The organism is Marinomonas sp. CT5 (assembly GCF_018336975.1).
Lineage (GTDB): Bacteria > Pseudomonadota > Gammaproteobacteria > Pseudomonadales > Marinomonadaceae > Marinomonas.
In genome coordinates this window covers 3,417,046-3,429,015 of the sequence record NZ_CP025572.1, presented here as the reverse complement: position 1 = coordinate 3,429,015, position 11,970 = coordinate 3,417,046, and the positions used below count along the sequence as shown (strand labels likewise).

At 39.5% G+C, this 11,970-nt stretch carries 13 protein-coding genes; 7 read left to right on the top strand and 6 right to left on the bottom strand.

Going from position 1 to position 11,970, the window contains the following annotated elements; translation table 11 throughout:
* Window positions 1-22 precede the first annotated feature (22 nt).
* The 3 genes from C0J08_RS16480 to C0J08_RS16470 are packed head-to-tail and all read left to right on the top strand — an operon-like array spanning window position 23 to window position 2,131.
* On the top strand, window positions 23-802 hold the full coding sequence (locus C0J08_RS16480) for a TatD family hydrolase (protein ID WP_212653006.1): 780 nt from the start codon (window positions 23-25) through the stop codon (window positions 800-802).
* Entirely contained in the window at window positions 799-1,677 is an 879-nt protein-coding gene (locus C0J08_RS16475; RefSeq protein ID WP_212653005.1) for an SDR family oxidoreductase, read from the top strand. Before C0J08_RS16480 ends, C0J08_RS16475 begins: the two co-directional genes overlap by 4 nt.
* Window positions 1,678-1,714: 37 nt before the next feature.
* Window positions 1,715-2,131 carry a hypothetical protein gene (locus C0J08_RS16470; protein ID WP_212653004.1) on the top strand — a complete coding sequence of 139 codons (417 nt, stop codon included), beginning with the start codon at window positions 1,715-1,717 and terminating at the stop codon, window positions 2,129-2,131.
* Window positions 2,132-2,133: 2 nt separating this feature from the next.
* On the opposite strand, the gene C0J08_RS16465 is transcribed toward C0J08_RS16470, so the two are convergent.
* Both C0J08_RS16465 and C0J08_RS16460 read right to left on the bottom strand, forming a co-directional pair.
* Window positions 2,134-3,006 (bottom strand): hypothetical protein, encoded by an 873-nt coding sequence (locus C0J08_RS16465; protein ID WP_212653003.1) that lies wholly within the window; start codon window positions 3,004-3,006, stop codon window positions 2,134-2,136.
* 19 nt (window positions 3,007-3,025) lie between these two features.
* Window positions 3,026-3,565: a YceI family protein gene (locus C0J08_RS16460; protein WP_212653002.1), complete on the bottom strand. Its 540-nt coding sequence runs from the start codon at window positions 3,563-3,565 to the stop codon at window positions 3,026-3,028.
* 137 nt (window positions 3,566-3,702) lie between these two features.
* Here C0J08_RS16460 and C0J08_RS16455 point away from each other — a divergent pair, with 137 nt between their 5' ends.
* Window positions 3,703-4,599, top strand: a complete 897-nt coding sequence (locus C0J08_RS16455) for a LysR family transcriptional regulator (protein ID WP_212653001.1) — start codon at window positions 3,703-3,705, stop codon at window positions 4,597-4,599.
* Window positions 4,600-4,627: 28 nt separating this feature from the next.
* On the opposite strand, the gene C0J08_RS16450 is transcribed toward C0J08_RS16455, so the two are convergent.
* From C0J08_RS16450 to C0J08_RS16440, 3 genes are all read right to left on the bottom strand, one after another.
* Window positions 4,628-6,544 (bottom strand): beta-ketoacyl synthase, encoded by a 1,917-nt coding sequence (locus C0J08_RS16450; protein ID WP_212653000.1) that lies wholly within the window; start codon window positions 6,542-6,544, stop codon window positions 4,628-4,630.
* Window positions 6,545-6,685: 141 nt separating this feature from the next.
* The gene (locus C0J08_RS16445; protein ID WP_212652999.1) at window positions 6,686-7,552 is read right to left on the bottom strand and encodes a glucosaminidase domain-containing protein; all 867 of its coding nucleotides are present in this window, start codon (window positions 7,550-7,552) and stop codon (window positions 6,686-6,688) included.
* Window positions 7,553-7,731: 179 nt separating this feature from the next.
* Entirely contained in the window at window positions 7,732-8,703 is a 972-nt protein-coding gene (locus C0J08_RS16440; protein WP_212652998.1) for a glutathione S-transferase family protein, read from the bottom strand.
* Window positions 8,704-8,814: 111 nt separating this feature from the next.
* On the opposite strand from C0J08_RS16440, the gene C0J08_RS16435 reads away from it, so the two are divergent.
* From C0J08_RS16435 to C0J08_RS16425, 3 genes are all read left to right on the top strand, one after another.
* Window positions 8,815-9,966: a GGDEF domain-containing protein gene (locus C0J08_RS16435; RefSeq protein WP_212652997.1), complete on the top strand. Its 1,152-nt coding sequence runs from the start codon at window positions 8,815-8,817 to the stop codon at window positions 9,964-9,966.
* A 394-nt stretch (window positions 9,967-10,360) separates the two neighbouring features.
* Window positions 10,361-11,002, top strand: coding sequence for a TetR/AcrR family transcriptional regulator (locus C0J08_RS16430; protein WP_212652996.1), 642 nt, complete (start codon window positions 10,361-10,363; stop codon window positions 11,000-11,002).
* A gap of 26 nt (window positions 11,003-11,028) precedes the next feature.
* Window positions 11,029-11,646: a LysE family translocator gene (locus tag C0J08_RS16425; protein WP_212652995.1), complete on the top strand. Its 618-nt coding sequence runs from the start codon at window positions 11,029-11,031 to the stop codon at window positions 11,644-11,646.
* A gap of 61 nt (window positions 11,647-11,707) precedes the next feature.
* Here the strand turns inward: C0J08_RS16425 and C0J08_RS16420 are convergent.
* The coding region (locus tag C0J08_RS16420) for an integrase core domain-containing protein (RefSeq protein ID WP_212652994.1) at window positions 11,708-11,970 on the bottom strand (263 nt) is incomplete at its 5' end.

Below are 11,970 nucleotides of genomic sequence, written 5' to 3'. Positions count from 1 at the left end.
CAAATAATGTAATCTTTTGTATATGTATATTGATAGCCATTGTCATCTAGATTTTGACGTGTTCGATGAGCAGCGAGATTCGTTGATCTTACGGTGTATGGAAAATAAAGTGGGTGGTTTTTTAGTACCAGCAACAACTTTTGTTAGTTGGTCTAAATTAGCAAAATTAGTGGGGCGTTACCCTTCATGGCGTGCCGCCTATGGTTTGCATCCTTATTTTTTATCTGAAGCTTCTTTCGAGCAAATTGATGTGCTTGGTGAGCAATGCGATGCTCAGCGTGTAGTGGCTGTGGGCGAAATCGGTTTGGATGATTGGCCTAATGCTGTGGATATGAAAACTCAAATAGACTTCTTTTCTCGTCAGCTAGACGTTGCTAAGTCATTGAAGTTACCTGTTATTTTACATGCTAGAAAAAGCTATGATTTGGTACTGAAATATTTGCGTGAGATTGGTTTTTCTTACGGAGGCGTTGTTCATGCATTTAATGGTAGCTTTGAGCAAGCCAAGCGTTTTATTGATTTAGGTTTTGTTCTTGGTATTGGCGGGACGATTACGTATCCGAGGGCTAAAAAAGCACACCGTGTTCTGGCTGCGCTAGATCATGGTTCTTTTGTTCTTGAAACTGACTCCCCTGATATGCCTCTTTGTGGTTTTCAGGGTGATGATAATACTCCGCTTTCAATTCCTCTTATTGCACAATGCGTTGCGTCAATAAGAGAAGAAAGTGTGGAGCAGATTGCACAACAGACATGTGATAACCTACTGAGGGTTTTTCCTAGGTGGAACGAGGACTTGCTTTGAATAATATACAAGATATTAATGCTCCTATTCGTATTCTTCTTTTGGGAAGTAATACAGAAGTTGGTTCGTCTTTATTAAATTTGTCTGAACAAAAGAATGAATTTGAATGGTTATGTCCAGATGAATCACTTTTGTTGGATTTAGAGCGCCGAGCAGAATTAGAGGCAATGAAGTTTGATGTAATAATTGATGCATTGAGTTTACGTTATGCCTTACAAAGTGATTACAGCAAATACTTATCAGTTCTACGCTATTTTAGTGAACAAAAAACAACGCCACTGATTATGATTAGTAGTGCTAGAGTTTTTTCTGGGAACAAAGATGCGCCTTATACAGAAAGTGATAAGCCGGATGGGGAGGAGCCATATGCTTTAGCCTTAATTGAGGCTGAGTCTATTGTGCTAAGTAACCCTAATAATATTGTGTTACGAACAGGTTGGCTATTTAGTGGTAAAGGTGATGATTTCGTTTGTCGAACGCTTGGGCTGATTCAAGATGGTGTTAACCTTGCATATAAAGATGACTTGATCGGCAGCCCAACTCCTGTCTCTGACTTAGTTCGTGTGGTTTTGTCTATGGTCAATCAGGGCTATTATGGCTCTCAGAATAAAGGCATTTATCACTATTGTTGTGCAGAAGAAATTAGTTGGATTCGATTGGTTGAAGCAATTTTAGCAACATCTAGCCAATTTGATTCGAAAGCGCAGGTCGAAGTTGAAGCAATTGGAGATTCTTTTCCTGAAATAGAAGAGGTCTCAATGATGAAAAGACAATCTTTGTCTTGTCGAAAGGTTTTTAATCATTTTGGGATTAAGCAGCGCCCATGGCGATCAAAGTTGAGAAACTTGGTGAAAGAGCTGTATCAAGCAGGTTAATAGTTGTTTAAGGGCAAGCTGAACTTAAGGAGTTGATGTGTACAAAATAAACCACAAAGCGGTGTTGCTAGTCTTTATCCTTCAGATGATCGTTGGAGTGATTTGGTACTCTTCCGCTCCAGAGTTGTTGATGGGGCGGTCTGCTTTGGTTGGTGTGTCCACGCGACCTTCTGTCGGAATGTCGTTATTATTTGTGCTATCAACTTTTGTTTCTTTGTATTTTATGGCTTGGTTATTGGCTAAGGTTAAAGGGCTTTCTGGTTTTGGGCGTTTTTTTCTGATTGTTCAGATTTGGTTTTTTATTGTATTGCCAAATTATATTTTTCTTATCATGCATTTAAATATTAGTGAAACGGATTCTTTTTATTTGCTGTCTTACGGTGCTATAAACTGCGCCATAGCGGCGTGTATCTTGCCGTTATGGCGATCTTCTCGGTCTATTTTCAAAGATTAGTTTTAGTAGAGGCTACTTTCTGGCCAAACTAACCATAGGCTTAATCCACTTACCAAGGCGCTTACGACAATTTGGCTTAGAATAATAACAATACTTTGTTTATTACTTGTCTTGCCCTTTAAGAGAATGGCAATAGGTGTCAAGAAGATGCTCGCAGTAATCATAAGCATTACTTTTAATGGTATATCTGCAAGCACATGACTTTGGGTAATCAGTCCTCCGAGTATTAGAATTGCTGGAATAGTAGCGTAATTCACTGTTTTATTCGTGATATAGCCAATTATCAGATAACCAAATGTCGCTGCGCCAAAAGCGCCTAGTAACTGCCCAATCAACAAGCTGCCACCAATTGATATAACCGGAGCCGCACTACCAGCTACAACCATTAGGCCTATAATTAATAAATGCGGCGAAAGACTTCTTTGTTTATTAGAGTCCATTTTTTGTATAAGACTTTGCTCAGAAAGAAATAAATAGAGCATTACAATAAGGGCGCTCACAATAGCCCAGCTTAGGCTGATAATAGCTCCAGAGTGTCTTAATACTGGGTTAAGTAAAAAGTAAAAAGAAAAACCAAATAACACAATCTTTAGCGCATTTTTTGGAAGTGATTGTTTTACTAAAGTTAAGAGTAGAATCGAGATAATACCGATCAATGCGCTTACAGTGTAATTATCAATGGCCTGCTTTGGAGGGAAACTTAGGCCTGAATGAATCAGGCCAAGTCCGACAATAAAGCCACCAAGGTAACCAAGATAGGATGATGCACGTGTTAACTTGCCAGCAATAAAGCTGACTATTAGTGCGGCGATAAAAGGGTAAACTGCCGTATTTAATAGCATTAAAATAGTTGAATTGCTGGCTTCTTCGTACATGATCGCTTTCCTTGATTGATTATTGGCGTATGCCTTCAACATAAACTTCAATTTCTGTCGCATCGGTTACGCCAGGAATAAAGTAAGTTACGCCAAAATCGCTGCGTTGAATGGTCGTTGTTGCTTCAAACCCTGCGCGGTAGCCACCCCAAGGATCTTTACCTTCACCAATTTTCTTAACATCAAAACTAACAGGCTTGGTTACGCCATGAATCGTTAAGTTACCTGTGAGTTTATCTCCTTCAAATTTAGTGCTTTTGAAAGTTAGTGTTGGGAATTGTTTTACATCTAAAAAGTCAGGACTACGCAAATGTTTGTCACGTGCATCGTGATTGGTATCAATGCTATCGGCTTGTATAGTCAATGATGCGCTATCTGATGCTTGGTCTTTATCGAAAGTAAAGTCACCTTCAAAATTATTAAAGCGTCCAACGGTTGTGCTAACACCCAAATGTCCTACTTTGAATACAACTGCAGAGTGGGCAGGATCAATCTGGTAGTCTGCAGCCATAGTGATACTTGATGTAAGTGCGAGTGCACCAATAGTGAGCAGTTTCATATTACTTTCCTCTATTAGATTTAAAGATAGGGAGAGTGTAATTTGTTTTTTTAAATAAATAATCCATCTAAAAAACAATTCAATATTTACTAAAAAGAAATGATAATGAGTGAACTTTTGCTGATAAGGGGGATTGAATGGATAAGCTGCAAGCAATGAAAGTGTTCTGCCGTGTATATGAAGCGGAAAGTTTCAAGTTGGCCAGCGACTCACTTGATATTTCTCGTCCTATGGTGACGCGTTACATTAATTTTCTTGAAGAAGAATTGGGCTCGAAGCTTTTGCATAGAAACACTCGGAATATCAGTATTACTCATGTCGGTCGTAAATATTACCAGCACTGTATAGCAATACTTGATGCGATCGAAGAAGCCGAATCTGAAATTGGTGAGTTGACACAAAAACCAAAGGGGCTATTAAAAATAAGTGTACCTATGGATTTTGGCTTATCGTATCTTATTCCTTTATTAGATCGATTTAACCGACAGTATCCGCAAATAGTTTTAGATATAGACTTTAGTGATAAACGGGTGGACATGACTGAGTCTGGTGTTGATATTGCGATTAGAGGTGGGGATTTAGGTGGCGATCAGTTCGTGGCACGGCCCTTGTGTTATTCAAGAGGCGTGGTTTGTGCGTCGCCGGATTATATTGCAAAGCATGGAGAGCTTGATTGCATAGAGAATTTAGTTGACCACTCCTGTTTGTTATACAGTAATGCGTTAATCGCAAATCGCTGGTCATTAACAGATGAAGAAGGTGTCTCTCAAACTGTTACTACTTCTGGGGCTTTTATTGCTAATAACGGTGGGGCTTTAACACGCTTCGCTTTAGCTGGTTTGGGGATCATTTATCAGCCAGATTTTCTAGTGGCTAAATACATCAAGTCCGGCGAGTTAGTGAATCTGTTACCTAAGTATAAAGGTTACGAAATCTGCTTTTATGCTATCTATCCACAACGAAAGTTAATGTCTAGAAAAACACGTTTATTGTTGGACTTTTTAGAGAAGAATCTAGCAGACATAAAATTTTGATTTTAGGTCTGCTAGATTTTCTTTTGAATTATTTTAAATCGCTAAATTCATTTTCAATGTCAAGACTTACTGGCATGTCGTAACCTGGTAGGCGTATTTCTTTGTCAGTAATGTTTAGCTCTTCGCCACCAAGTACATTGAAGCCAAATTTGTAGACAGGAAGAGTTTCTCCTCGAATTGCGGATTGATTATACTCTTCCGCAGCAGCTGCAACATCAGTGTTTTTCGCTTTGTAATCGCTCATTTGCTCTGCAGTATAGCGTTTGTTAAGCATTTTCATTGTTTGCGTAGGGGATAGCAAAACAGCGGTTGCATTATTGCCGCCGAAACCTTTTGAGTTGAGCAATGCTGCATCAAAATAGTCTTTCCCGTAAGCTTCATGCTTAAGCTGAAATTTTAGGCCGTCTTGGTAAACATCATCGGCAATAGCATTTGATGTTGTGATACCTGGAAGAATGCCGTCTTTCCATACACCTAATGATAAATGTAATTGGTCTCCACCGGCGGTACCTTGAGAGTGTCCTAGAAAGGCTTTCATGGCGACAACTGGTATCGCTGTCGCTCCGAAACTGGTGGCGGCTTGACTAAGTACATGAGACTCCGTAATACGGTTCTGAGGTGTACTGGTGCCATGAGCCTGAATGAAAGTGCGTTGTGTTAAACCATCATTGCCTATTATGTTTTGTAGGTAAGCCATGGCTTTGCTCATGGTTAAATAATTACCAATACCTGGTGCTGAGATAGATTTCTTATGACCATCAGCATGAGAAAAAACCGCTGGAATAGCACCGAATATTTCTGCTCCAAGTTCAATGGCAAGCTCATCATCCATTAGTAGTGTCCATTGGCTAGATTCGCCAATAGTAAAACCACAGTTATGAGCAAATGGGCGGCAGCTGCGAGTATGGTCGGGCTCTTCTTGGTTGGTTATCTGATCGAGAGCCAGCAAAGCGGTGTCCTCTGCAAGGGCTCCCATGGTTCTAAAGCCTTCTATAATTTCGGGAGTAATTGGTGCATCGCTGCCACCAACCATAGCCACTCGGAACTTTCCAGATTTAATGCCATCAATGGCTTTTTCCAAATTGAAGAAATAAGTGGCGCAGGCGCCAATGGATGTACCTACATTACCAACACTTCCTAAAAGATAGGCGTTGACGAAATCTGCTGGCATTTGTGCATAGCCGAGAGGTAAGTGTTTGGATGTGGTTCTTTTGCCCATTAAGGCGGATTTGAGCATGCCACCAAAGCCTAAATCGTCCATTTGCCCTATTGAGTTAGCGGCATATACTGCCATTTGATCTGGTGCAACTTTATTGCGGATTATTTCCCAGTCAATACCACTACTTTGAATAGCATCCGATGCACCGTAGACAGTCATTTGTAGTCCACGAGGATGGTTACGGCTCTGATAAAGTTTAGATGGATCAAAGCCAGTTGGTAATTGTCCTGCTGCTTTAACAGAAAGTGGCTTAGTGTCTTTTATGAACGTCTCTAGATTACCATCAACAACGACTTTACTGAGAGTGGGGGAAAGTTCTGTAACTTGCCAGTTTGTAGGGCGGTCATTAGGAAGAGAACGGGTTTTGATCGTGAAGCAAAGTTTCTCTTCTGTGTCCGTAGCGTGCAAGGTCGTCGACTTATGTAAAACAACATGGTCAACATCAAATAGGCTTGGGTGAATGCGACGTATCAGAGTACGTGCCAGTAATGATTCGCCAATGCTGTCAATGAGTGTTGAAGGGTCTAACGCTTCTCCACTATCTGTGTACCACAGACCATTTTTGTACTCTGCCATATTTGTAATGGTAGCAAGGTCGAGTAGGACATCCTGTTGGATTGAATTTGGAAGAAGGTCAAAGACAATTCGTCTATATGCTTGATGTGAAGAGGTACGACCAGCCGAATTGATTCCGCCAAAGCCAACAATAACAGGTAAACGGGCCAATTGAATTTCCTCGTTTTAAGAGTGGGTGAAATATCAGGTATTGTAATGAAGGGGTGAGCGCTTAGCCACCCCAGAAAATGCAATTTCATGTCATTAAATTGCATTTTATAACATTCAGCTTCAATGAAGCTAATATTCTTCCTAGGGCGCAGCTTTGGCTTGGTTTCGGTTGAAACGCCAAAGTTTGTTGTAATTTATTAGGCCTTCAATTTCTTCTACATAGGCTTGACCTCGTTGAGAATAGTGCTCTAAGCCGTGAACAAGGGCAAGACCTGTTATGGCCTCATTATTCTGCCTTAGCTCTAAACGTGTTTTTCTGAGCTTTTTATAGGCAGCATTGGTGTTTAAATTGTCTATGTAAGCAAATACAGATTCACGAGCATCATGGAACTTTCTAACTTCATGATCGGCATCATCACTTCGTGATTCAGGCACTAATCCACAGCCTTTACGGAAGCACCACTGGCCAAAATAGTTATTTCCTTCTGTGGCGAAACGGGAAGTTCCCCATGCCGATTCGTTAGCTGCTTGAGCTAAAACTAACGATACCGGAATAATATCTAAGCGATTAAGCAGGGCTTTTATGTCGTCTTTAGAATACGCATCTTGCTTTTTAAGTTTATGATTTTGTCGAAGTGTTGAGATCCATTTTTTATTTTTTGCGGACATTTTTTTGTTGCTATTTAATAGAGCGTTGAGGCGCTCTCGATCTTTTAAAATAAGATTGTTTTTTTCGTTTACAAATGGAGTGAGGTAGTTAAAAAAAGTTTTTTTGCGTTCTTTAATGTCTGTTATTGCTGCAAAATCGGGGACTTCAGATTGAATGGGGTGAGATTTAAAGTAGCTAATTTCATCCGATGTGGCTTCTCCCGAGTCTTCTTGAAGTGAGCTTGATTCGGCTGTCTCATCTTGAGATGTGTCATCTATTTCACTTTTAAAAGGTCCAGCTTTTATCCACAAAATTAATATTAGGGCAAAAGATAAGATCCAGAGTATTTTTTTTTCCATAAAGAACCACAAGTCTCATATATTTGTATTTTTTAACGGAATCTAGCAAGTTGTAGATTCCGTTAAAGCAGTAACGAATAAAAAAGTGAGTTCATTATCCTTAAAAATACGTCACTTTAATAGACTTTAGCCAATGCTTCTTTAATTTGCCTTAATTTCATTTTTTAGTTGATTGATCTTTAAGGAAATAATTTAGCCGGCCCAACTGGAACGACTTGCGTCGGGTTAATTGTTTTGTGGCTATAGTAATAGTGGCGTTTGATATGTTGTAAATTTATGGTACTTGCTACATTAGGAATATCGTATAGCCTTTTTAAGTAAGCATTGAGCTTTGGGTAATCTAAAATACGCTTTAGGTTGCATTTAAAGTGGCCGTAATAGACCGCGTCAAAACGAATCAATGTGGTGAATAGACGCCAATCGGCTTCAGTTTGTTCGTCACCGACTAAATATTCACTGCTTGATAATTTTTCTTCTAGAAAATCTAATGTATCAAACAGTGGTGTCAATTCACTTTCGTATGCTTCTTGGGTAGTGGCAAAACCACATTTGTATACACCATTATTGACCGTGTGGTAAATGCGCTCGTTGATTGCATCGATTTCTTGAGCTTTGTGGTCAGGATAAAAATCCAGATGGTTATTAGTGATGTCATTAAAAGCGCGATTGAAGATACGGATAATTTCTGATGATTCGTTTGAGACGATAGTGTCACGTTCTTTGTCCCAAAGAATTGGAACCGTCACTCTCCCGCTATAATTTGGTTTGGCTTTTTTATAGAGCTGATAAGCAAAATCAAAATGATGTAGGGGGTCTCCAAGTTCTATATTTGGATCTTTGAAGTGGTCGTCTTGTTTAAACTCCCAACCATTTTCAAGCATGTCCGGGTGGACACAACTGATACTAATTATATCTTCAAGCTGTTTCAGTTTAATAAAAATAAGTGCTCGGTGTGCCCAGGGGCAAGCAAGAGAGACATACAGGTGATAGCGCCCAACTTGTGCGGGGAAATGACTTGGGTTATCGGGTTGGCATTCCTTTTCTGGATAAATCCAGTTTCTGAACTCAGATTCGCTACGTACAAATTTGCCCTTATTCGATTCTGTGTCGTACCATTGATCGACCCACTCGCCATCTACAAGTAATCCCATTGTTTTTTCCTTATCAGTTAGTTTTCACATTATTATTAATGAAATAGAACCATTTTCGGGGCAATATATTGATCGTATTTAATCGAATCATTCGATGGGTTTTATTTTTTTATGCTTGACCGTTTAGGTTCATTGTTTGTTCCATGCATCATTTTGCTAGCCAGTGTTTATGCTAGTTTGTATGTCGGCTTGTTACCACCTTTGTGGTTCAGTTTACTGCCTTTTCTGCCTTTCATTTTAGCGGGTGTTGCAATTTTACTTGCTTGGCATTTCAACAAAGGCCGAGTGTTGATTCTCATTTTACTTTTGCTTATTCCAAAGCTTTACGGGGATTCAGATCAATCTGCATCGTTAGCCTACTTGGTAGTTTCTTGTTTCTGTATTGCTTTACTTGGTGTTGTTAAAGAAAGAGGTTTTTTTAATCGGTTTGTAGTCAATCGAATTCTATTTGTATTTATGCTGATTTGTTGGTGTTACGCCATTGAGCTGGGATGGGTATCTTTAGCCTTTTTGGATCATGCTTTTTTTTCTACAAGTGTTAGTTGGTCTAAGGTTCTCTTGTGGAGTGTTTTGTTTTTTAGCATGTCTGTAACTGTTGTGGGTTGGTGGTTCAGTGGTGACTCCTTTCGGGCCAGTGGGTTCATTAGTATCGTCAGTTTGTTGGTAATCAGTCGTTTTGTTTCATCTGATATTCAGTTTGATGCCTTGCTTTCTGCTCAGTTTGTGCTTTGGGTTTGGTTTTTATTGATGGAAAGTCATCGTATGGCGTATTTGGATGATATGACTAAGCTACCTGGGCGGCGGGCGTTGAATGAGCTGTTGTTGGAACTACCTAAACATTACGCTATCGCAATGGTGGATGTAGATCATTTTAAAAAATTTAATGATTCCTACGGTCATGATATGGGGGATAAAGTACTAAAAAGTGTTGCGGCTCAATTAAAGTTGTTTGCCAATCCTGGTCGTGCTTTTCGTTATGGTGGTGAGGAATTTACCATTGTATTTCGCGGAAAACACCTTGATGAAGTTGATGATGCCTTAGAATTAGTAAGGGCAAATATCGAAAGTAATTATATTGAAGTTTTTGACGCTAAAAAAAATCAAACAGTTGAAGTGAATGTTACCGTGAGTATTGGTGTTGCTTTTGCGTTATCTGGTGAACCTGCTGAATGGGTTTTAAAATGTTCCGATGAAGCTTTGTATCAGTCGAAAAAGAAAGGAAGAAACCGTATTTCTAAGTCTTCTGCCCTTAAAAATGACTAAAAACTAAAAAAATTGATCGATCGGTCAAGTTTTTTGCTCTAACCTATTGCACTGCTCAATCAGCTGTCTATAATCTCTTTAATCATTCATATAGCTTTACTAATTGTAAGTTAGTAGGGCTGATCAAGAACATTGATGTACGTGGTATTTCTACAGCGTCTCAATCACAGTGCCAACGTGGTGTAGTAGTTAGCCTTATGACGAATGCCTATAGTCTAAGGTCTCTGCTACGAGGGGAAATGGGGAGCTTCGGCTCCCTTTTTTTATGCAATTTTTTCTTAAAGCTTCGAGCCTATTGTAAAGAATGTTATTCTTCTTGCTTATCGCACAGGATGGTAAGCCGATATAGAAAATATTCCCCCTTTAGCAATATTTTGAACAGCGAGGCCAATCCTTGACCGAAGTTAAACGACCAAAAGATCAGTTGAAAGCGCATATCCGTGCTCAAAATCAAACCCTTATTTTAGAAACATCAGAACGAGTTTTTGCTCGCCAAGGTTTGGCTAAAACCACCACTCAAATGATTGCGGATGAAGCAGGTTTACCTAAAGCGAATGTCCATTATTATTATCGTTCTAAAAAAGATCTTTTAGAGGCTGTTTTAGAGCGCATTCTTCGTCTTTGGTTAGATTCTGTCAGTGAGTTTAATGTTGAGGAAGGACCAAAGCATAATTTAACGCGTTACATTAGCGAAAAAATAGATCAGTCGCGTACCAATAAGAATGCGTCAAAGATTTTTGCGATGGCGTTAATTGGAGAAGAAAAGTTTGTTCTAGATTACCTAAGAAATCTGTTTGTGACTGAGCTCAGTCGAGAAAAAGCGACTATACAGGTATGGGTCGATAAGGGATTAATGGAACCAGTATCAACCGAACACTTGTTTATTAGTATTTGGGCGATGACTCAGACGTATGCGGACTTTGACGCTCAAGTGAAAATCATGCTGCAGAAAGATGAGCTGGAAGAAAGTGATTATGAAGAGGCTAAACAATTTATTACTAAAATGGTTTTAGCTGGCTGTGGTGTTGCTGGGTAATTGTTAAAATTTATGGAGAACTGGACATGACATTAGAGAGTGGCATTACTTTTTTTCTCGCTATTTTTATTTTTGGTATTACTCCAGGACCTGGGATTTTTGCCATTTTAGCGAGAAGTATTTCAAAAGGGGCGCGAGCAAGCTTCTCACTTTGTGTTGGTATGGTGATGAGCGATATCATCTATTTGGTGATGGCGTGTTATGGTTTGGCGACCATTGCTTCCGCTTGGGAAGAAGTGTTTCTTGTCATTCGTTATGTTGGTGCCGCGTACCTTATTTATTTGGGATGGAAGATGTGGGTATCACCTGTTTCGACGGCATCAGCAAATGATTTGCAAGAAGTGAATAGTGAAGTTGCGAGTTTTATTCAAGGCTTCATGATTTCTGCGTCTAACCCTAAAGTAATACTTTTTTACGTGGCGTTCTTGCCGACGTTTATGGATTTAACCATCTTAAGTGCGTCTGATATTGTCTTGGCATCGTTTCTAACTTTTGTGGCTTTGCTATTAGGCCTGACACTGATTTCGGTTGGGGCTTCTCAGGCGAGACGCTTTATGAAGTCGGAACGTTCGATGAAAAGGTTAAATAGAACAGCGGGCGGTATTATGGCAAGTGCAGGGGCTTTTTTGGCTCTTAAGAGCTAAGCTTCTATATAAGCTATCGTCTATAAAATGTGTCGTCCTAAAATAAGTTGACGATTTTTTGTTAAGCCAGTATGGATTCCATACTGGCTTTTTCATGCACTTCTTCTGGTGTTTTCATATTAAGACTTAAGTGAGGTCGATACCTATTATAGATATCAATAGACTCACTAATATGCCTTTCTAATTCTTTAAAAGTTCTGCATCTTCCAATCAAAAATTCTTGCTTCAATATGCCATTCACCCTTTCTGCTAACGCATTTTGGTAGCAGTCATAGCCATCTGTCATCGACGGCTTTATTTTATTGCGTTGTAATTCTTTTTGAT